The following is a 20,342-nucleotide window of genomic DNA, read 5'->3' as shown; positions in this document are numbered from 1 at the left end:
GTGTTGCCGTCTCCCGCAACGGAAGAGGAAAGAGAATGCCTCACGCTCTCGCCTCGATGACGGAACGCGCCGCCGCGACGTAGTTTGGCCAATGCGCATCCGCATAACGCTCGGCCTGTCGCGCGCAGGTGACGTCGGGCGCATGCGCAGCCGCGATCATGCGCGCAAAGCGCTCTTCGGCGACCGTCACGTCGTCGGACGCGGCCGAGGACGCGGCTCCTGCGGCGGTCGGCGCAACGGCGAGTCCCGCCAGTCCGGCGAGCAGGATGCGGCGTGACGTGTCCATGGCTGTCGTTCCCTCTTCATTGCACTTCGATCGTGACCGGCGATGCGTCGCCATGGCGGCGGCAGGGTACCGTGACGCCTCCGTCCAGTCCAGCAGTTGGGCCAGCGTGGTCAGTCTGGCACCGGCACGTCGAACGTGTTGAGCGTCACCGACACCATGCAGTAAATGCCGACGAGATAGGACAGTTCGGCCGCGCCGTGCTCGCCGAATTCCTTGACGGCGGCCCGATAAGTCAGTTCCGGCAGCACGCCGCCGCTGACCAATGCGGACGCCACATCGTAGGCGACCGCCTCCTGCTTGGTGAGATCGACCGGCCGCTGTCCGGCGACGATGGTCGCGAGCTTCTCGTCGGAGAGGCCGCGCTGCTCGGCGACCAGCACATGCGCATAGAGCTCGTAGCCGGAGCGGAAATGCGAGCCGGTGACGAGGATCGCGACCTCACGCACCGGCGCCGGCAGCAGCGGGTTCGCCGCGATCGCCTTGACCAGCTCCCACACCGGCTTGCCGAACCGCGGCTCGCGGATCCATGGATTCCAGGGCCCGAGCAGCGCGCCATCGTCGCGCATGTTCACAAAGCCCTTGAAGTGGTCCTTGATGCCGGCTCGCATGTCGTCGTAGAGCGGCTTCTGTTCGGCACTCAGGTCTTTCGGATCGAGAATGGGAAGGCGCACGGCAGGTCTCCTCGTTGAGAAGCCGCGAAACTCGCCCGCACGCACGCGCAAGGCAAGTGAAGTTGCCGTGACATTCGGTTCGGGGCGAGCGACCCGATGGCGTCGGTTACGATGCCTCCGGCCGCACCAGCGGCTCGCCCAGCGTATGCATCAGCCGGTTGGCCCAGCCGAAGATCGCGGCCGACAGCACCAGGTCGAGCTGCTCAAGCTCGCTGAGCCCGGCCTCGCCAAGTGCGCGCGCATCGTCTGCGCTCGCTTCGATCGGAGTCGTCGAGAGTTTTGTAGCGAAATTGAACAGGGCCTGCTCGCGTGCCTCCAGCGTGGAATCGCGCTCGTCGGTAAAGATCTCCTCGACGACCTCTTTGCGCCCGGAGTAATTGATGAAGCGTGAGGCGTGCACGGCGGCGCAATAGATGCAGCGGTTGACGACCGAGGCACTCAGCGCGCCGAGCTCGCGCTCCGCCGGGGACAGTCCGTCCTTGCCATACATAATGAGGTTGAACAGCGGCGAGCGCACCGCGAGCGACTCCGGGTCATGCGCCAGCGTCAGCACGTAAGGCGAGACGCCCTTGTTGGAGGGGGTGACCTTCATCGCCGCGAGCTGCTCGGGCGTCGCCGAGGCGAGCTCGACCGGCGTGACATAAGGCGACCAGGTCGGGATCGTGGTAGTGAAGTTGTGGACGACCTCGCTCATCAGGCTTCGATCTCTTTCAGGAGCCTGAGGCCGGCAAGGACCCGCAGCTGGTAGTTCACGAAGGCGCCAAGCTCGGACAGCCGCACGATATCGGCCTCGCTGACGCCGGCCGCCTTCAGCGCCGCGATGTCCTGTCGCGTCGACTCGCGCGGCGAAAGCGTCAGCAGATCGGCGTGGCGGGCCATGGCATCGTGCAGGGGATCGCCACACACACCGCCGGGCCGGGCGAGCACGGCGAAGTCAAGATCGCTCGAATGCGCCAGATAGGAGTCGTAGTGCGCGGTCAGCGCCTCGTCGCCGACATGCCGGCACATCCGCGCCGCGAGTGCCGCCCGCAAGCCGTGGCTCAGACCGCCGGGCTCGCGCGGCAGCAGCACCGCGTCATGGGCTGCTTCGCTGAGGCGCAAAATCTCGGTGCGGGCGTTCAGAGCGTGGCCGAGCCGCGACGCCGCGGGCACCCCGACAATGGTTTCGATCAGCGTGGTCAAGCACTGCTCCGCAAGCTCTGTGGATTGGCGACGTCCTCGACGGCGAGCGCCGGCGGCTGCGCCGTATCGAGAAACGCCGACAGGGCAGCCTCGATCGGCATCGGATCAAGGCCGCGAGCTTTTAGCCACGTGGGATCATAATAGGTCTGCCGGTAGCGCTCGCCGGAATCGCAGATCAGCGTGACCAACGATCCGGTTTTGCCGGCGGTGCTCATCTCCGAGGCAATGCGGCAGAGCGCCAGGAAATTGGTGCCGGTCGAGCCGCCAACTGGCCGGCGCAGCCGGCGCGACAGCACGTTCATCGCTGCGATCGTTGCGACATCCGGGATCTTCATCATGCGATCGACGACGCCCGGCACGAAGGAGGGTTCGCAGCGGGGCCGACCGACGCCTTCGATCAGCGAAGGCCGCTCGCAGACATGGGAGCGGTCCTGCGAGCGGAAGCAGTCGAAGAAGGCGGAATGCTCGACATCGGCAACGCACAGCCGCGTCGGGTACTGGCGATAGCGCAGATAGCGTCCGAGCGTGGCCGAGGTGCCACCGGTGCCCGCCCCCATCACGATCCAGTCCGGCAACGGACGCGTCTCGCCCTTCAATTGCGTAAAGATCGATTCGGCGATGTTGTTGTTGCCGCGCCAGTCGGTGGCGCGCTCGGCGAAAGTGAACTGGTCCATATAGTGGCCGTTCAGCCGGGCGGCGAGCGCCGCCGCTTCCGCATAGAGTGCACGGCCGTCATCGATCAGATGGCAGTTGCCGCCGTAATGCTCGATCGCGGCGATCTTCTCTGCCGAGGTCGTGCGCGGCATCACGGCATAGAAGGGCACGCCGATCATCTGTGCGAAATAGGCTTCCGACACCGCGGTCGATCCCGACGAGGCTTCGACGACGGGCGTGCCTTCGCGGATGTGGCCGTTGCAGAGCGCGTAAAGGAAGAGCGAGCGCGCGAGCCGGTGCTTCAGGCTGCCGGTCGGATGCGTGGACTCGTCCTTCAGATAGATGTCGATGCCGGCGAGAGCCGGCACGATCAGCCGGATCAGATGCGTGTCGGCCGTGCGGCACTGGTCGGCCTCGATCGCCGCCACGGCCTCATCGACCCAGCCGCGCCGATAGGCCGGTCCGGCCGGATTGTGGTGGCGAAAGGGGTTTGGCTCCATCGACATGACCTCAACTTCCCATAATACCTATTGCACATCAAGAAATATTGTTCATTCTATATTCGCATAATTCGGACAACCAGACCATGAACCAGGACGTTATCGACATTCGCCTTCTCGAGGCCTTCGCCGCCGTGATGTCGGCCGGCAGCATCACCGGTGCGGCGCGGTTGCTCGGCCGTTCGCAGCCGGTCACGACGCGTCAGATCCAGGATCTCGAGGCTGACGTCGGCTATCTCCTGTTCACCCGGAATGGCCCGCGCATCAGCCCGACACCGAAAGGCCTCCTGTTTCATGCTGAGGTCGAGCGGCTTCTGATGGGCCTGAAGCACATCCGCCAGCGTGCCAACGCGATCGGCGCGGGTGCGCTTCCCGTGCTCAGCCTGGCGGCGATCCCGGCGCTGGCGGCCGGCTTCGTCCCGGCTGCGCTCGCAGCGCTCGAACGCGAGTTGCTACCAAGCCAGATCCACGTGCAGGCGCTCTCGGCCGAGAATGTGGTTCAATCGGTGCTGTCGCAGTCGGTCGATTTCGGTCTTGCGAGCCTGCCGATCCAGCATCCCGGACTCGATGTGCAGTGGGTCTGCGAGGTGCCGTGCGTTGCGTGCCTCGCGATGGATCACCCGCTGGCGAAGAAGAAGGTCATTCGCCTGAAGGATCTTAGTGGCGTCCGGCTGCTGACGATGGCCAACCCCTACCGGCTTCGCCGCCGCGTGGAGGAGGCGCTGGAGCGTGAAGGTGTCGTGCCCGCTGAGGTCATCGACACCAACGCTTCACTGACGGCGATTGCCATGGCCAAGCAGACGCTCGGCATCGCCGTGGTCGAGCCGGTGCTGACTTCCAGCCTGCCGGTTGAAGGCGTCGTCACCCGGCCGTTGGATGTGTCCATTTCGTTCCTGTTCGCCGCGATTGCGCCGACCGGGCGCGAGCTGACGCCGACGGTTGCCGCGCTCAACGGCGCTCTGCGCGCCGCGGTCGCGCTGATGCCTGGCGCAAGGCTCCATAGCGGCGCCACCGCGCTAGCCGAGGCCGGCGACGAAACCACTAAATTCGAGAAAGCTTCCTCATGACGATGACACCTGGTGCGGCGGGCCTCGGGGCACTTGAAGCGCGCCTGAAGCAGGATCTGGCCTGGCTCGAACTGCCGGCCAAGTCATGGGTGCCCCGCCGCGTCGTCGATGGCGAGGGCGTCGTCGACGTCGTCATCGTCGGTGCCGGCATGGCCGGCCTCGTCGCCTCCGCCATGCTCAAGCGTCTCGGCGTCGACAACCAGCTCGTGCTCGACCGCGCGTGCGCAGGCGAGGAAGGTCCCTGGGTCACGTTCGCGCGGATGCGGACGCTGCGCTCACCCAAGGAATTGACCGGCCCCGCGATGGGCATGCCGGCGCTGACCTTCCGCGCCTTCTACGAGGCGCAATATGGCGAGCAAGCCTGGCAGGCGCTCGACCGCGCGCCGCGCACGGTATGGATGGATTACTTGATATGGTACCGCAAAGTGCTGGGCCTGCCCGTCCGCAACGGGGTCTCGGTTGAGCGTATCCACGCGCGCCCCGATGAATTGTTCGCGCTCGAAATCAGCGAAGGTGGCACGTCGCGACACATTCTCGCGCGGCATGTCGTCCTGGCGACGGGGCGCGACGGCCTCGGCGGCGCTTACGTGCCGCCGCTCGCCGACGGCATCGACCGGCGCTTCTGGGCCCATTCCTCCGACCCGATCGACTTCGAAAAGATTCGCGGCAGGCGCGTGGCCGTCGTCGGCGCGGGCGCATCCGCGATGGACAACGCGGCGATGGCGCTGGAGGCGGGCGCCGCGCGCCTCGATCTCTTCATCCGGCGCGCAGACATCCCGCGCGTCAACAAATTCACCGGCATCGGCAGCCAGGGGGTCGTGCACGGCTTTGCCGGCCTGACGGACGACTGGAAATGGCGCTTCCTCGATCACACGCTGAAAGCGCAGACGCCGCCGCCGCGGCAGAGCGTGCTGCGCGTCTCCGCCTATCCGCAGGCGCATTTCCATCTCGCAAGCCCGATCGATGATCTCGTCGTCAAAGAGGATCATCTCATGGTGACGACGCCGAAGGGCCGCTATGCGACCGACTTCATCATCTTCGGCACCGGCTTCAAGGTCGACCTCGCGTTGCGCGACGAGCTTGCCGCGTTCGCGCCGCATATCCGCTTCTGGAGCGATCGCTTCCCGACGCCTGACGGCATGAACAATGCGGAGCTGGAAAACTCGCCCGACCTCGGCGACAGCTTTCAGTTCCTGGAGAAGCAGTCAGGCGCCTGCCCGATGCTGGCACGGCTGCACTGTTTCAACTATCCGGCGACGCTGAGCCACGGGAAACTTTCCGGCGATATTCCGGCGATCAGCGAGGGCGCCGACCGGCTCGCGCGCGGCATCGTCCGCCGCCTCTTCGTCGAGGATCGCGAGATTCATTTCGCCAACCTCAAGGCCTTCGCAACGCCGGAACTCGCCGGCGACGAATGGCAGGATGCCGACGCCACCCATCAACCCGCCGAATAGGCACAACCGGACAGGCAAGCGAGAGATGCAGACGAACAGGAAGGCCATCGTGGCCGCGGTCGCCGGCAACGCAATGGAGTGGTACGACTTCACCGTGTTCGCGCTGATGACACCGGTCATCAAGAACCTGTTCTTTCCGGTCGACCCCAAAATTCCAGGCAGTGAGATCAACGCGCTGCTGCTGACGACCGCGCTGTTCGGCACCGGTTTCTTCATGCGGCCGATCGGCGGCCTCGTGCTCGGCTATTTCGGCGATCGCAAGGGGCGGAAGGCGGCGATGACGCTCGGCATGGGCATCATGGCGCTGTCGGTCGCGCTGTTGGCATTGACGCCGACCTACGCGACAGCCGGCATTGGGGCACCCCTGATCGTGCTGCTGGCGCGGCTGTTACAGGGCTTTTCGGTCGGCGGCGAGTTCGGTACTTCGACCGCCTATCTGATCGAAGCGGCGCCTCCCGGCCGCACCGGCTTCTATGGCTCGTGGCAAATCGCCGGCCAGCTCATGGCCAACGTGCTCGGCGCAGTGCTGGGCGCCGCCCTGACGCTGACCTTCACGCAGGAGCAGCTTGCCGCCGGCGCCTGGCGTATCCCCTTCTTCGTCGGCCTCGTGATCGTTCCGATCCTGCTTTATATGCGCGCCAGCGTCATCGAGCCCGAAGCGTCCCGGCGCAGCATGGCGACGGTGCACAAGGAAGATTTCATCGCCGCGCTGAAGAATCCCGGCCGCAATTTCCTGATCGGCATGGGCATGGTGGTGGCAAGCGCCGTGTCGTTCTACGTCACCTTCGGCTACACCGTGACCTACGCCAAGGAGGTGCTGAAGCTGCCGCTGATGCAGAGCTTCCTGGTTCAGATGATCGCGGCGATCGTGATGGTGATCGTCGTTCCCGTTGCCGGCGCCGTCTCCGACCGCTACCCGCGCAGGCCGCTGCTGCTGGTCTCGCTCATTGGCTATTTCGTCTCGCTGTATCCGCTCTATAGCTGGGTGATCTCCGAGCCGTCGATCGCAAGGCTCCTGGTCGCCCAGGTCGTCATCGGCTTCTTCAGCGCCTTCTTCCTCGGCGTCTACTGCACCACGCTGGTCGAGCTGTTCCCGATCCGCGTCCGCTCGACCGCGCTTGCCATCGTCAACAATGTCGCGGTGCTGGTATTCGGCGGCTTTGCCCAGTTCTTCGTGACATGGCTGATCGCGCTCACCGGCTCCCCGCTGGCGCCGATCTTCTATGTGATGATCGGCGTCGGCCTCGGGCTGATCGCGGTGATCGCGATGCGACCGGAGGACGCCGGACGGGAGCAGGTCGCGGACGGCATCGTCGAACAGGCGTTGTGAGGCCGTTCAAAACTCCAGCGGTGCGTTGTCGACGACTTCCTTCATCACGAAAAAGGTGCGGGTCTGGCGCACGCCGGGCAGCGCGATCAGCTGCTCGCCATGGATACGGTTGAAGTCCTCCATGTCGCCGACGCGGATCTTGAGGAAATAGTCGAAGTCGCCGGCGACGAGGTGGCAGTCGAGCACGAATTTCAGCCTGGTGATCGCCTGCTCGAAGATCGCAAAGCTCTCCGGCGTCGAACGGTCGAGCACGACGCCGACCATCACCAGCGTGCCCTTTGCCACCTTCTTCGGCGCGACCATGGCGCGGACGGCGGCGATGAAGCCGTGCTCGAACAGGCGTTGGGTGCGGCGATGACAGGTGGCGGGACTGATGGCGACGGTTTCGGCCAGCTCGGCATTGCTGAGCCGGCCGTTATTTTGCAGCAATCGCAACATCTTAAGGTCGATACGGTCGAGGCGGGCGGACATGGAAGAAGCTTCCGTGGCGAGCGTCTATTCGGAAGGAATAGCACATATTGGCGCCCTTATCGCAAGATCGAGCGCAATAAACGCGCAATATTTGAAAGCACCTTTTTGCGGCGCGATGTTAGTGTTTTCGCAGACATTTAACGCCAATCGGGATGACCTGACGATGCTCGAAAAATTCGCGCGCTATCCGCTGACCTTTGGTCCGACGCCCATCGAGAAGCTGGAGCGGCTCTCGAAGCATCTCGGCGGCAATGTCGAGGTCTACGCCAAGCGCGAGGACTGCAATTCCGGGCTCGCCTATGGCGGCAACAAGCTGCGCAAGCTCGAATACATCATCCCCGACGCGATCGCCTCGAACGCCGACACGCTGGTCTCGATCGGCGGCGTGCAGTCCAACCACACCCGCATGATCGCGGCGGTCGCTGCCAAGATCGGCATGAAGTGCCGCCTGGTGCAGGAAGCCTGGGTGCCGCACGAGGACGCCGTCTATGACCGCGTCGGCAACATCATGCTGTCGCGCATCATGGGCGCCGACGTGCGCCTGGTCGACGACGGCTTCGATATCGGCATTCGCAAGAGCTGGGAGGAGGCCATCGAGGAGGTGAAGGCGGCGGGCGGCAAGCCCTACGCGATTCCCGCCGGCGCCTCCGTGCACAAATTCGGTGGGCTCGGCTATGTCGGCTTCGCCGAAGAAGTGCGCAAGCAGGAAGCCGAGCTCGGCTTCAAGTTCGACTACATCGTGGTCTGCACCGTCACCGGCTCCACCCATGCCGGCATGCTGGTCGGCTTCGCCGCCGATGGCCGCGCGCGAAAGGTGATCGGCATCGACGCGTCGTTCACCCCGGCGCAGACCAAGGCGCAGGTGCTCTCGATCGCGCAGAACACGGCCAAGCTTGTCGAACTCGGCCAGGATCTCGTCGCAGACGACGTCGTTCTGATCGAGGATTACGCTTATCCAGCCTACGGCGTGCCGTCGGAAGAGACCAAGGAGGCGATCCGCCTCACCGCGCGTCTCGAAGCCATGATCACCGATCCCGTCTACGAGGGCAAGTCGATGCAGGGCCTGATCGACCTTACGCAGAAGGGCTATTTCGAGAAGGGCGCGAAGATCCTCTACGCCCATCTCGGCGGTGCACCGGCGCTGAACGGCTACGGGTATGCGTTCCGGAACGGCTAGCGCGTCGGTGATGTGAGGCGGCGCGCACCTCCCCACGAGTGTCGTTCTGGCGAAAGCCAGGACCCATTACCCCGACTGCCAATTGTTGAAACACGCTGAGGCATTCAGCGTGCCTTTTCCTACGGCCTGTGGCTATGGATCCCGGATCGGGCGCTCCGCTTCGCTGCGCTTATCCGGGATGACGGCGGGGGTGTGGCGCGCCCTACCGCGTCCTGACAATCTGCAGCAGCTCGTCGCCGTAATGCTCGAGCTTCTTGTCGCCGATGCCGGGCACATTGCGCAGCTCGTCCAGCGTGGTCGGCCATGCGCGAACGATGCCGTCGATGGTGGCGTCGTGCAGCACGACGTAGGCCGGCACGCCACGTGCGCGGGCAATCTCCGAGCGCCATGCTCGTAGCCGCGCGCGCAATTCAGGATCGACATCGCCCTGCGCCGCGCCGGCCGCAGGCGCAAGATCACCGCGGCGAGACTTGGCGCGGCTTGAACGGATCCGGGCGCCGGGCGCTTCTTCGCGCAGCCACACTTCCGTTTCGCCCCGCAGCACGCCGCGCGACGAATCCGTCAGCTTAAGCGCGCCGAACGCTTCGCTGTCACTCAGCAAATGTCCCATCGCCACGAGCTGCCGCAGCACCGTGCGCCACTGCTTCTCGTTGAGCTCGCGTCCGATGCCGAAGACGGTGAGCTTGTCGTGACCGAACTGCGTCACCTTCTCGGTGAGCCGTCCGATCAGCACGTCGATGAGGTGCATCGCGCCGAAGCGCTGCCCGGTGCGATAGGCACAGGATAGCAGTTTTTGCGCCAGCACCTTGCCGTCGCGCATTTTCGGCGGCATCAGGCAATTGTCGCAATTGCCGCAGCCCTCGCCCATCACGATCTCGCCGAAATAGGCGAGCAGCCGCCGGCGCCGGCAGTGCGGCGTTTCGGCCAGGCCAACAAGCGCATCGAGCTTGCCGATCGAGACCCGCTTGAATTCGTCGGAGCCGCTCGACTCGTCGATCATACGGCGCTGCTGCACGATGTCCGAGAGACCGTAGGCCATCCAGGCCGCCGACGGCTTGCCGTCACGGCCGGCGCGCCCTGTCTCCTGGTAATAGGCCTCGATGCTCTTGGGCAGATCGAGATGCGCGACGAAGCGCACGTCGGGCTTGTCGATGCCCATGCCGAAAGCGATGGTCGCGACGATGACGATGCCGTCCTCGTTGAGGAAGCGGTCCTGGTTGCGCGAGCGCACGCTGCTGTCGAGCCCGGCGTGATAAGGCAACGCGGCAATGCCGGCGTCGTCGAGCGCGGCGGCGACCTCCTCGACCCGTTTGCGGGACAGGCAATAGACGACGCCCGCATCTCCCGCGTGACGCTCCCGGATGAAATCCTTGAGCTGCGACACCGCGTTGCGCTTGTCGACGATCTCGTAACGGATGTTGGGACGATCGAAGCTCGAGACGAAGTGCGGACTGTCTGCAAGGTGAAGCCGCTCGACGATTTCCTTGCGGGTCAATTCGTCGGCAGTCGCGGTCAGCGCGATGCGGGGAACGTCGGGAAAACGCTCGGCGATGACCGACAGGCCGACATATTCGGGGCGGAAATCATGGCCCCATTGCGAGACGCAATGCGCCTCGTCGATAGCGAACAGCGCCACCTTCGCCCGCGCCAGCAGCGCCAGGCAGCGCGGCGTCAGCAGCCGTTCCGGCGCGACATAGAGCAGGTCGAGATCACCCGCGATCAGGCGCCGCTCGATGTCGGACGCTTCCTGCGGGGTCAGCGACGAGTTCAGCGCGGCGGCGTTGACGCCTGCTTCGAGCATGGCGGCGACCTGATCGCGCATCAGCGCAATCAAGGGCGACACCACGACACCGCAGCCTTCGCGCAGCAGTGCCGGCAATTGATAGCACAGCGACTTGCCGCCGCCGGTCGGCATCAACACCAGGCAATTGCCGCCGTCCGTGACGTGCCGGATGATCTCACCCTGCGCGCCGCGGAACCCGGGCAGGCCGAACACCGAACGCAGCACCGACAACGCATCGCGGCCCTGAGCCGGCGCGGACAGCGGAGCGGTGGAAGGAGAGGACATGGGCATGTCGGGGTGAGGCCGTGAGATTCGTCCCAAGGCCAGTCGCATGACCGCGCAGGCGTGGCAAGACCGTTTGCTCCGCCGGACGCCGCCTTCCCCCACCCTTTGTGGGAAGAAAACTTTCTTACGCGCCGATTCGTCGCAGCGCTTCCGCGACCGTCACGATCGGCATGTCGCGCTTCCCGGCGGCCTGCAGCGCGTGACGCATCAGGTGCGGCGTGCAGCCATATGGGCTCGGCGCGTCGGCGACGTCATGACCGTAGAAGATCAGCCATCCGCCGCTCTCGACCGCCTCGTCGAAATAGCGATCGACACCCGTCGTATTGATCTCGCGATCGACCAGGGGCGAGGCGCGCAGGAACTGGAGGTCGATGACGTCGCGATTGACTCCGGGAAGGATGCCGCGCGCCGAGCGGAAGGTCTTGGCGAGCTGCGGCTTGCGCCACACCGACGCGATGCCATAGGGGTAAGCGAAATTTTCCAGCGTGATCGAGGAATCAATGCCGCGAAAATGGCTGCGGTTTCGCTCGATCTCCCGGGCCATGGCGGTCTCGTCGAGACCGACCGCGCTCTGGTGCGAGAAGGTGTGGCAGGCAATCTCGTGTCCGGCCCGGTGAAGCCGCACGATGGCGTCGTTCGACAGGCCGTGCCAGTGGTCCGAGGGACGATCGACCAGGCTGCCGGCGAGATAGAAGGTACCGCGACCGCCATGCTGCTCCAGAAGCCCGGCGCCCTCGCCTGCGGCGCTATCGGGGGCATCGTCGAAGGTGAAGCTCACCATGGGCGCATTCGCGGGCAGCCGATGCGGCGCGGCGCGGAAATGCCGGGCCAGCCGATTGCTCACGCGTCCCTGGAGTGCCGACCACACGACTCGCATTTCCTGTCTGTCCCGCCCCTCACTGAAGCATTCGTACGCTGCTCGAGGCAAGCTTCACACTTCGTTAGTCCTAACGTCGAGCTCGTCGTCCCGACCTAACGCGCAAGCACCGACGCATCGGTCCCCGCGCCGAGATATTGCAGCCAGTTCCGGAACAATGCCGCCGCGGCGCTGCCAGCGGCGATATCGGTGCGCAAATTCAGCGCGGGCAGCTCGTTGCTGAGCGCGGGGTGGCGCTGGTGCCTTGCCTGCTTCTCGAAGCGGACCAGCTTCTCTTCCGTCGCAGCGTCAAAATAGCTCACGGGCAAATGCGGATAATTGTCGCGCTCACGCGCGAGATAACGGCCGATGTCGCGCAGATATTCACGCTGAAGCGACAGCGCGTCATATTCCGGATGGCCCTGGAAGAACACGAAGCGGCTGGCATATTGCCGGACGAAGATGTCGACGCCGGCCTTTGCCGAACGCGTCAGCACCTGGTAGCCGGCCTGCGCGAGGTCGCTCTCGGCGATCTCGTTCAGGCGCGAATGCGAGACCTTGAGCGGCGCAGGCGCGGCCCGCGTCAGCGGATCGCCGGTCACGGCTTCGCAGTCGAAAATGCCGTGACATTTGGCGGCGAGCGGCCGCCGTTCGATGCGGTCGAGATGCAGCACCGCGGCGTGCGCAGCGAGGCACGACCAGATCGTCGAGCGCGTGTTGACCTTGGCCCAGTCGATCAGCTCGGTGAGGTCGCGCCAGTACGGTTCCTGGTCGAGCTCGGGCGCGATCGGCTCGGCGCCGGTCACGATCAGGCCGTCGAACCTGTGGCGCCTGAGCTCGGTGAGTTCCGAATATTCGCTATCGACATGCCACTTCGCTTCCGGCGAGCGCTTGACCGAGGGCAGCGAGAAGCAGTGAAAGCGGATGCGGCGCGGACCTGCTGCGGCTTGCAGCAGCTTCATGAACTGCCGCTCGGTCGCCTTCAGCGCCGGATCCGGCATGTTGTTGATCAATCCGATGGTGAGCTCTGTGTCGCCGTGCTCGCGCGCCAGATCGCCCGCCCCCGGCACCAGCGCCGGGCTCGATATGCCTTGATCCCTGTCGATCAGGATCGTCATCGGCGCCGCCGCCTACTCCGCGGCCTGGAGGCGCGCGGACCGGCAGGCCTTTTCCAGGGCCTGGTCGAGGTCCTCGATGATGTCCTGGCAATGCTCGATGCCGATCGACAAGCGGATCGTTTCCGGCAAAACGCCGGCGACCCGCTGCTGCTCGGCAGACATCTGCCGGTGCGTCGTCGAGGCCGGATGGCAGGCCAGCGACTTGGCATCGCCGATATTGACGAGGCGCGTGATCAGGTTCAACGCATCGTAGAAGGACTTGCCGGCTTCCATGCCGCCCTTGATGCCGAAGGTGAACAGCGACGAGGCGTTGCCGTCGAGATATTTCTGGACCAGCGGATAATAAGGACTGTCCGGGAAACCGGTGTAATTGACCCAGGCCACGCGCGGATCCTTGCGCAGGAATTCGGCGACCTTGCGGGCATTCTCGCAGTGGCGCTCCATGCGCAGCGCGACGGTCTCGATGCCCTGGAGCAGCAGGAAGGCGTTGAACGGCGACAGCACCGAACCCATGGTGCGCTGATAGATGCTGCGCGCGCGCTCAATGTACGCCGTCTTGCCGAAGCGCTCGGCATAGACGAGGCCGTGATAGGAGGCGTCCGGCTTGTTGTAGCCGGGGAAGCGATCGACGTGCTTGGCCCAGGGGAAATTTCCGGAATCGACGATGGCGCCGCCGAGCGTGGTACCATGGCCACCCAGGAATTTCGTCAGCGAATGCACGGCGATGTCGGCGCCGTAATCGAACGGCTTGAGCAGGATGGGGGTTGCAACGGTATTGTCGACGATCAGCGGCACGCCATGGGCATGGGCGATCTTCGCCAGTGCCTCGATGTCGCAGACATTGCCGGCGGGATTGCCGATGGTTTCGGCGAACACGGCGCGGGTGTTCTCGTCGATCAGCTTTTCGATCGCCTCGGGCTTGTCGCTCTCGGCGAAGCGGCCGGTGATGCCCTGCCGCGGCAGGATGTGCGAGAGCAGCGTATGCGTGGTGCCGTAGAGCTGCGGCACGGAAACGATGTTGCCGCCGTGATCGGCGACGTTGACGAAGGCGAAATGCAGCGCGGCCTGCCCGGTCGCGACCGCAAGCGCGCCGACGCCGCCCTCGAGCTCGGCGATACGTTTCTCCAGCACCGCGCTGGTCGGATTGGCGATGCGGCTGTAGCGATAGCCTTCGGTCTCGAGATTGAAGAGCGCCGCGCCGTGATCGGCGCTGTCGAAGGCGTAGGCCGCGGTCTGGTAGATCGGCACGGCAACAGCGTGCGTGGTGGCTTCGGGCTCGTAGCCGGCGTGAATAGCGATCGTCTCATTGCGCATCGTGCCACCTCCGCGTGGAGCGGGCCGCACTTATTGGCCTGTATGAGGCATGTGCGTTGTCCGCCGTCCCTCTGTTAGAGGCGGGTGGTAAAGCGGACAATAATTCGTCTAGAGATCGAGGAAGTAACCCTAACGGTTATTGGGGAATTGGCTAAAATTCGAGTCAAATTGGATGAATGAAATTTTGCGGTTTGCGGCAGCGACCACGCTGCACTCCCTCTCCCACAAGGGGGGAGAGGGAAACACCCTTCGCTACCTCTCAGTCCATCTGTTCCCACAGCCGATGGGCGAGCACGCCGGCCCGCTTCTCGATCGCGGCCGCCGCGTCGAGCGCCAGGTCCTCGCGATAGCGCCCGGCGATGAGCTGCACGCCGATCGGCTTGCCATCGTGCAGCGTCACCGGCACCACGGCGCCGGGCAGGCCCAGCACGTTGATCGCGGAGATGAAGCGGATCTCGCCCCAGAAAATCTCGCGCACGCGCTCGGGGCTGACAGTGTCCTCGCGCGGGCCAGGCGTCGGCTTCACCGTGGTCGGTGCCAGCACCACCGGATACTCCTCGAAGAACAATTGCCAGGCGCGGATGTGGCCGTTGCGCGCGGCGGTCGCCTGCATCCAGGCCTTGAGGTCGAGCACGTTGGCCTTGGCTTTCATGCCGCCCCACGCCTTGTGGAAGTCTTCGGACGTCACCTTCAGCATGCCGGCTTCCTGCATCACCATCGTCTCGTTGGTGATGATGTCGCACCAGGTCTGCCAGACGCCGTCGATGTCGGGCACGGGCACGTCGACCTCGCTGACACGATAGCCGGAACGCTCCAGATGATCGGCGGCCTGGCGCAACGCCGCCGCGACGTGCGGATCGACGTCCATGTCTTCAGGAATCCTGGCGAGCGCGACCTTGATCGGCCCCTTCGGCTTCGGACCGACCAGCGGCGCCGGCACCCACCAGGGATCGCGCGGATCGCGCTGGCTCATCACCTCCAGCGCGAGCCGGACGTCCGCGACGTGGCGGGCGAGCGGCCCCTGCGCCGACATCAGATGCGCCAGCATCGGCCGCTCGGCGGCTGCGCTCGCGTTGAACGCAGGAATACGCCCCTGCGTCGGCTTGATGGTCGCAACGCCGTTGCAATGCGCCGGCCAGCGCAGCGAGCCGCCGATGTCGTTGCCGTGCGCGATGGAGCCGATGCCGGCGGCGACGGCCGAACCCGCACCGCCCGAGGAGCCCCCGCAGGTGATATTGGGATCCCAGGGATTGAGCGTCAGTCCGTGCAAGGGATTATCGGTGAAGCCGCGGAAGGAGAATTCCGGCGTGTTGGTGAGGCCGATAACGATCGCGCCGGCCTTCTTCAGGTTGCGCACCACGGGCGAATCCGACGGCGCGATGAGATCCTTGTTGGCCGGCACGCCGTTGAAATTGGGACGGCCTTCGTAATCGACATTCTCCTTGATCGTGATCGGTACGCCGTGCAGAAGGCCGAGCTCGCCGCCCTTGGCGCGCCGCTTGTCGGCCGCATGGGCCGCAGCCAGCGCCTCCTCCGAGAGATCGACGACGACGGCGTTCAGCCTCGGGTTGACGGCACGCATGCGCTCCAGATGCGCCTCGGCAGTCTCGACCGCGGAGATGGCGCCGGAGCGGATTGCGGCTGCGGTCTCGACCGCCGACCATTGCCAGGCCGGGCCTTTTGGGCGGCGTGGTGCTGATGATTTGCGCTGGGGGGCCCGCTTCACCGGCTTCGTTGCAGCCTTCGCGACCTTGCTCTTGCGAACGGCGCTTTTCTTGCTGGAGGTCTTCGCTGCTTTCTTTGCAGCACTTTTCTTCCTGGTCGCCGTCTTCTTCGCCACGTCGCATCTCCTCAAATTGCGCTGCCGAAGTTATGGAGCTCACGCGACCGTGTACAGGCGCGTTTCTGCATGGCGCGGCGTCGGGGCGCGTTGTGGCGGCCGAAGGCGCGCGAGACGCTCATGAGGTCGTCTCCCGTGACGCATGTATCGGTTGAATGATGGAATGAACTGCCGCCAGATTGCGGCATCGCGAGCGGGTTTTTGACGCCGCCGTTTGGAGAGTGACAAATTGGGACGTTTGCCTACAGCCACACAGCATCCCATGTCGGTGGCGATCGCCGATGGAAGGGGGCGTCGCGGGCGTGCGCGAGGGACGGGAGGTGGTAGCGGGAGCGCTACCACGGACCAATTGCCTTACCAAGGGCTGGAGACGGGCAGAAGAGTTGGAGAAAGCCCCAATCGAGACCAGAAGGTCAAACGGTCCCGTGCGTCAACACTGGAAATACATCGGAAAACTTTGCCATCAGAGCACTCGTCTCCCCTTCGCGCAAGAAGCAGCCCTCCCCGGCCGTGACCCTCGACGGACGTAGAGCTTCAGTCGAAGCTCTCAATTGCAAAGCCGGGCAATCTGAGCTCCACACGCGCGCATAGGCTCCTGCGATTGCGCCACGCGCGCCTGAATGAGAGCACCTTCAAAGGCCGCCAAGATTACTGGCGCGAGCGTCTCCGCATTCTTCGGAGCCATTCCGCATCGGATCAAGCCATCAGCAATCGTTTGGTGCCAGAGACCGAAAGCGTTCTTGCATGCCTTGGTGAGCGCCTGAGATTGGGGTGCAGTTTCCAATGCAACGGTGCACACGGGGCAGCCAGCGGTGAACCCGGACTTTGCCAACTGTGCCGCGCTCCCCGCAAACAACTTGCGGACACCCTCCGCAGCGCGGCCGCCTTCGGGGAAGCACTGCGCGATGCCCCCAGCGACATTTTGTGCAGCCCATTCGAGAGCGGCGACTCCAACCTGCTCCTTACCATCCGGAAAATAGTGATAGGCGGAACCCCAGGGCGCTCCCGACTCCTGGACCAGCCGCCGCCATGAGGCCGCGGCATAGCCCTCTCTCTGAAAGAGAGACATGGCGGCCAAAATCATCTGTTCGCGCGGTGAATGGGCTGTCATGGGCGTTTGACTAGGACGATCGTCTTATCTATAGACGTAGAGACGTTAGGACAAATGTCATAATGGAGGGTGGGGATCTATGAAGGCGGTATTGTTGCATGCCTACGGCGACGCTGAGGCGCTTCGGGTGGAAGAGGTTTTGAAACCGCAGCCCGGGGCTGACGAAGTGCTCATCCGGATCGAAGCGGCGAGCGTCAACTACGCCGACATCGTGCGTCGGCGCGGTGATCCCTATCCACTGCGGACACCTTTGCCGGCGATCCTCGGCAGCGAAGCCGCCGGTGTCGTCGACGCCGTTGGCGAGGGTGTCACAACGCTGCATCCCGGTGATCGGGTGTTCGCGTTTTTCGGCGGAGACGGTCTTGGCGGCTACGCTGAGTACGCCCTCGCCGGCGTCGACAACGTCATCAAACTGGACCCAAGACTCGATTTTGACGTCGCTTCCACGCTTGTCGTTGCCGGCGTGACTGCTTTTCAAATGCTCAAGGACGCTGGACGGCTCAAGCCCGGCGAATCTGTCTTCATTCCCGGCGGCGCCGGAGGCGTTGGCAACTACGCAATTCAGCTCGCCAAGATTTTGGGCGCCGGCTGCGTCATTGCCGGCGCCAGCACACCCGAACGCCGGCAGCAAGCCTTGGCGCGGGGCGCCGACCACGCCATCGACTCTACCGCCGATGATTGGCCGCGCGAGGTGAAGCGGCTCACCGGCGGACGCGGGGCCGATGTGGTTCTCGATATGGTCGGAGGCGCATTTTTCGACCAGGCTCTGGCCGCGCTCGCACCATTCGGGCGCCTCGTCGTCTATGGGACCGCCAGCAGGAAGCCCTCTTCTTTCATCGCCCAACGCCTGATGCCGATGAACCAAGCCGTGATTGGCTACTACGTCAGCCACTGGTTCAAGGCTCGGCCGGATCAAGCGCAGAAGGCCTTCGACACCGTTGCAGGATTCGTGATCGAACAGCGCCTTCATGTGGAGGTTGCCGGGCGGCTGCCACTCGAAGGGGCCACCGAAGCTCACCGCATCATGGAAGCGCGGCAGGCGACGGGAAAATACGTGCTCAAGCCGTCGCTGACCGCCCCTTGAGCTAAGCAGCGCCACGTATCAACGGCGGCACGCAGCACGCCGCCGATATGTCGGAACCGAAGATGGCAGGCCGGCTGTCTTGAAAAGGGAGGAAACCATGACGATGAGCGACGAGCGTCCCGCATCGCGAGAGAATGGAGGGCTAGCGCTCTTCCGCGAGCTTTTGCGCACAGGCGCGCCAGCCGCTCCCATCTGCATGCCACTGAATTTCCAGTTGTCCGCGGCAGAGCACGGTAGCACAGAGTTTACTGGTTGGCCCGGACCACAGTTCGCAAACCCAGGAGGGGTTGTGCACGGTGGTTACCTCGCCGTGATTTTGAGCTCGGCGATGTCCTGTGCCGTCCATACGACACTTAATGAAGGCGAGGGTTATACGACAACGAACTTTACTGTGAATCTCACCCGTCCGCTAAAGCCGGGACCGGGCCCTGTTATCGCCTCGGGCGTCGTAGTTCACCGCGGCAGACAAGGCGCTACTGCCGAGGGTCGCATCGTCGATGACACGGGCAAGCTTCTTGCGCACGGCACAACGACTTGCGTGATTTTCGCTCCGCGAAAACAAGACTAGCAGTCGCTGCATTTACCAAATTGCTGCCTTCAAAGGACCTTACGAGGTTTCGCATCACCGGGACGACCGATCGTCCACTCGCGGGTGTCAAGGTGATCGATGTTGGCCACTACGTCGCAGCACCGCTGGCAGCGATGATACTGGCGGATCAAAGGGACGGACGTCATGCGCGTTAAGCGATCAGGACATCGAGCGGTAATGCCGCTCGCGGAGGCGGCCTGCGGGCTTGGGCGGGGTTGCTTGGTGCAGCAACGGGACTCCACACGGATGTCAGACGCCACGCGCCGACAAGCACGAGGGTCGGCCGACATGAAACAGAGAGTGTCTGTGACAAGCCAGCAAACGGGAGACATTCGCAGGACCGCGATCGTCACGGAAACCTCGTCCGGCACCGGACAGGCCACCGCAAGGGCGTGCGCGATTCCGGTTTTGTCGTCTAGGAAAGACGGCGAGAAATTACTTAGCCGTTGTTGTCATCACCGCAAATCTGCGCCGGCTAATGTAATTGTCAGCTACTCTGGGGCGCCTGACCGGGGCAACAGCGCACGATGGTGCGCAGAAAAGTCCAATATCGAAGATTGGCGTACAAAATCGTGCAATGGCGGAGGGAGGGGAGCTGGGCTCGAACCTTCTCCGCCCGTATAGCAAAAATCGCTGGTATCGGCTGCTTTCGACGGTGATCGAAGTGGCCGATGGCTCGAGCCCCCCAGCATTGGACCGAGCCCGCCGGGACCGGTGGGGTAAGCTGGGCCACGATGCTGCGTCCTGATGGGAACCACTGTTGATCGCGCCGCCGCGGCCGGATGTTCCGGCACCGAAGAACGTGCATTGCCACTCTGCACATCGTCCGGGCCTCGGCCGGGGCACTGGCTTTCGGCCTAAGGCTCCTGCCGGCGCGGCAGATATAGCGGCCCGGCCTTACACAACGGCGCAGCCAGCGGCCGTCGCCACGGTCCATTATTGGAGCGGCTTCTACATCGGGCCCCGAGGTTCGCACGTTGCGACAGGCGGCGTTGCCGGTGGTCAGGTTGGTTATCGCTGGCAGACGGCACCTGGGTGTTCGGCCTCGGAGCCCAGGGCCACCGGGCCGACCTGCGCAGCAGCAACCTCAGCACCCTGTTCGGAGCCGGCTTCGAACGATTCAAGGACCGACGCGTTCTGTCCGTTCACCGGTCAGCCACTGGCAACCATACGTCAAGGAAACGCGAGCAGGTCCGCAAAGACAAGTATAGATTGCTACTGCGGCTTTAAGGTTACAGGAAAGCTCAAGAATGTTACCCGCAGACTACGCTTTTTGCCTGGCTCTTGCGCTAGTGGTCACATTCAACCTTTACTTTGGGCCACGTATCGAGCGCGAACGCGTTGCGATGCAGTGGGGACGCAACGGCGAGCCAACATGGTACGCCCCAAAATGGTTGGCGATGTGGGGAATGATTGTCTTCATGGCGGCTGTTCGGCTCTTTATTTGGCTGGCTTCGACATATGCGCCGCAACGTGTGCACGGTGTTGAATTAGGAATAGTCATTTTCTCGGTGATCGCCGCAGGCTCTCACCTGTTCGTTTTGATGAAGTCGAGAGCGGCACGCTGAAA

At 64.2% G+C, this 20,342-nt stretch carries 20 protein-coding genes; 8 read left to right on the top strand and 12 right to left on the bottom strand.

Annotated features, from left to right (window positions below; all coding sequences use genetic code 11):
• Positions 1 to 40: 40 nt before the first annotated feature.
• From BRA1253DRAFT_RS25590 to BRA1253DRAFT_RS25570, 5 genes are all read right to left on the bottom strand, one after another.
• Positions 41 to 286 (bottom strand): hypothetical protein, encoded by a 246-nt coding sequence (locus BRA1253DRAFT_RS25590; RefSeq protein ID WP_007599145.1) that lies wholly within the window; start codon positions 284 to 286, stop codon positions 41 to 43.
• A gap of 110 nt (positions 287 to 396) precedes the next feature.
• On the bottom strand, positions 397 to 957 hold the full coding sequence (locus BRA1253DRAFT_RS25585; RefSeq protein WP_007599144.1) for a carboxymuconolactone decarboxylase family protein: 561 nt from the start codon (positions 955 to 957) through the stop codon (positions 397 to 399).
• 106 nt (positions 958 to 1,063) lie between these two features.
• Positions 1,064 to 1,651 carry a peroxidase-related enzyme gene (locus tag BRA1253DRAFT_RS25580; protein ID WP_007599143.1) on the bottom strand — a complete coding sequence of 196 codons (588 nt, stop codon included), beginning with the start codon at positions 1,649 to 1,651 and terminating at the stop codon, positions 1,064 to 1,066.
• On the bottom strand, positions 1,651 to 2,139 hold the full coding sequence (locus BRA1253DRAFT_RS25575; protein ID WP_007599142.1) for a CMD domain-containing protein: 489 nt from the start codon (positions 2,137 to 2,139) through the stop codon (positions 1,651 to 1,653). Before BRA1253DRAFT_RS25575 ends, BRA1253DRAFT_RS25580 begins: the two co-directional genes overlap by 1 nt.
• Entirely contained in the window at positions 2,136 to 3,293 is a 1,158-nt protein-coding gene (locus BRA1253DRAFT_RS25570) for a PLP-dependent cysteine synthase family protein (RefSeq protein WP_007599141.1), read from the bottom strand. Before BRA1253DRAFT_RS25570 ends, BRA1253DRAFT_RS25575 begins: the two co-directional genes overlap by 4 nt.
• An 86-nt stretch (positions 3,294 to 3,379) precedes the next feature.
• On the opposite strand from BRA1253DRAFT_RS25570, the gene BRA1253DRAFT_RS25565 reads away from it, so the two are divergent.
• From BRA1253DRAFT_RS25565 to BRA1253DRAFT_RS25555, 3 genes are read left to right on the top strand one after another with little or no spacing between them, the layout of a single operon-like run.
• The gene (locus tag BRA1253DRAFT_RS25565; RefSeq protein WP_007599140.1) at positions 3,380 to 4,360 is read left to right on the top strand and encodes a LysR family transcriptional regulator; all 981 of its coding nucleotides are present in this window, start codon (positions 3,380 to 3,382) and stop codon (positions 4,358 to 4,360) included.
• Positions 4,357 to 5,814 (top strand): NAD(P)-binding domain-containing protein, encoded by a 1,458-nt coding sequence (locus tag BRA1253DRAFT_RS25560; RefSeq protein WP_007599139.1) that lies wholly within the window; start codon positions 4,357 to 4,359, stop codon positions 5,812 to 5,814. The genes BRA1253DRAFT_RS25565 and BRA1253DRAFT_RS25560 overlap by 4 nt, the downstream gene beginning before the upstream one ends.
• A gap of 25 nt (positions 5,815 to 5,839) precedes the next feature.
• The gene (locus BRA1253DRAFT_RS25555; protein ID WP_007599138.1) at positions 5,840 to 7,144 is read left to right on the top strand and encodes a citrate-proton symporter; all 1,305 of its coding nucleotides are present in this window, start codon (positions 5,840 to 5,842) and stop codon (positions 7,142 to 7,144) included.
• Positions 7,145 to 7,150: 6 nt separating this feature from the next.
• On the opposite strand, the gene BRA1253DRAFT_RS25550 is transcribed toward BRA1253DRAFT_RS25555, so the two are convergent.
• Entirely contained in the window at positions 7,151 to 7,615 is a 465-nt protein-coding gene (locus BRA1253DRAFT_RS25550; protein ID WP_007599137.1) for an Lrp/AsnC family transcriptional regulator, read from the bottom strand.
• A 163-nt stretch (positions 7,616 to 7,778) separates the two neighbouring features.
• Here BRA1253DRAFT_RS25550 and BRA1253DRAFT_RS25545 point away from each other — a divergent pair, with 163 nt between their 5' ends.
• Positions 7,779 to 8,792, top strand: a complete 1,014-nt coding sequence (locus tag BRA1253DRAFT_RS25545) for a 1-aminocyclopropane-1-carboxylate deaminase (RefSeq protein ID WP_007599136.1) — start codon at positions 7,779 to 7,781, stop codon at positions 8,790 to 8,792.
• A 202-nt stretch (positions 8,793 to 8,994) separates the two neighbouring features.
• Here BRA1253DRAFT_RS25545 and recQ read toward each other — a convergent pair whose 3' ends face one another.
• The 6 genes from recQ to BRA1253DRAFT_RS25515 form a co-directional block, all read right to left on the bottom strand.
• On the bottom strand, positions 8,995 to 10,860 hold the full coding sequence (gene recQ / locus BRA1253DRAFT_RS25540; protein ID WP_035993930.1) for a DNA helicase RecQ: 1,866 nt from the start codon (positions 10,858 to 10,860) through the stop codon (positions 8,995 to 8,997).
• Between the two features lie 124 nt (positions 10,861 to 10,984).
• Complete coding sequence (locus BRA1253DRAFT_RS25535; protein WP_088941380.1) at positions 10,985 to 11,728, bottom strand: polysaccharide deacetylase family protein; 744 nt, start codon at positions 11,726 to 11,728, stop codon at positions 10,985 to 10,987.
• A gap of 104 nt (positions 11,729 to 11,832) precedes the next feature.
• The gene (locus BRA1253DRAFT_RS25530) at positions 11,833 to 12,834 is read right to left on the bottom strand and encodes a homoserine O-succinyltransferase (protein ID WP_007599131.1); all 1,002 of its coding nucleotides are present in this window, start codon (positions 12,832 to 12,834) and stop codon (positions 11,833 to 11,835) included.
• Positions 12,835 to 12,846: 12 nt separating this feature from the next.
• The gene (locus BRA1253DRAFT_RS25525; RefSeq protein WP_007599130.1) at positions 12,847 to 14,148 is read right to left on the bottom strand and encodes an O-acetylhomoserine aminocarboxypropyltransferase/cysteine synthase family protein; all 1,302 of its coding nucleotides are present in this window, start codon (positions 14,146 to 14,148) and stop codon (positions 12,847 to 12,849) included.
• Between the two features lie 259 nt (positions 14,149 to 14,407).
• Positions 14,408 to 15,988, bottom strand: a complete 1,581-nt coding sequence (locus BRA1253DRAFT_RS25520) for an amidase family protein (RefSeq protein ID WP_007599129.1) — start codon at positions 15,986 to 15,988, stop codon at positions 14,408 to 14,410.
• A 547-nt stretch (positions 15,989 to 16,535) separates the two neighbouring features.
• Positions 16,536 to 17,099, bottom strand: a complete 564-nt coding sequence (locus tag BRA1253DRAFT_RS25515; RefSeq protein ID WP_007599128.1) for a TetR/AcrR family transcriptional regulator — start codon at positions 17,097 to 17,099, stop codon at positions 16,536 to 16,538.
• Positions 17,100 to 17,178: 79 nt separating this feature from the next.
• On the opposite strand from BRA1253DRAFT_RS25515, the gene BRA1253DRAFT_RS25510 reads away from it, so the two are divergent.
• The 4 genes from BRA1253DRAFT_RS25510 (at position 17,179) to BRA1253DRAFT_RS43725 (ending at position 20,340) form a co-directional block, all read left to right on the top strand.
• Positions 17,179 to 18,183 (top strand): NADPH:quinone oxidoreductase family protein, encoded by a 1,005-nt coding sequence (locus BRA1253DRAFT_RS25510; protein WP_007599127.1) that lies wholly within the window; start codon positions 17,179 to 17,181, stop codon positions 18,181 to 18,183.
• Between the two features lie 97 nt (positions 18,184 to 18,280).
• On the top strand, positions 18,281 to 18,751 hold the full coding sequence (locus BRA1253DRAFT_RS46255; protein WP_007599122.1) for a PaaI family thioesterase: 471 nt from the start codon (positions 18,281 to 18,283) through the stop codon (positions 18,749 to 18,751).
• Positions 18,718 to 18,927 carry a CoA transferase gene (locus BRA1253DRAFT_RS46250; protein WP_354127124.1) on the top strand — a complete coding sequence of 70 codons (210 nt, stop codon included), beginning with the start codon at positions 18,718 to 18,720 and terminating at the stop codon, positions 18,925 to 18,927. Before BRA1253DRAFT_RS46255 ends, BRA1253DRAFT_RS46250 begins: the two co-directional genes overlap by 34 nt.
• A gap of 1,095 nt (positions 18,928 to 20,022) precedes the next feature.
• On the top strand, positions 20,023 to 20,340 hold the full coding sequence (locus BRA1253DRAFT_RS43725; RefSeq protein WP_007599121.1) for a DUF1648 domain-containing protein: 318 nt from the start codon (positions 20,023 to 20,025) through the stop codon (positions 20,338 to 20,340).
• Positions 20,341 to 20,342 lie beyond the last annotated feature (2 nt).

Origin of the sequence: Bradyrhizobium sp. WSM1253, assembly GCF_000244935.1 — a bacterium.
GTDB classification, from domain to species: Bacteria; Pseudomonadota; Alphaproteobacteria; order Rhizobiales; family Xanthobacteraceae; genus Bradyrhizobium; species Bradyrhizobium canariense.
The sequence above is the reverse complement of the archived record's forward strand: the minus strand, read 5'-3'. Positions and strand labels throughout refer to the sequence as shown.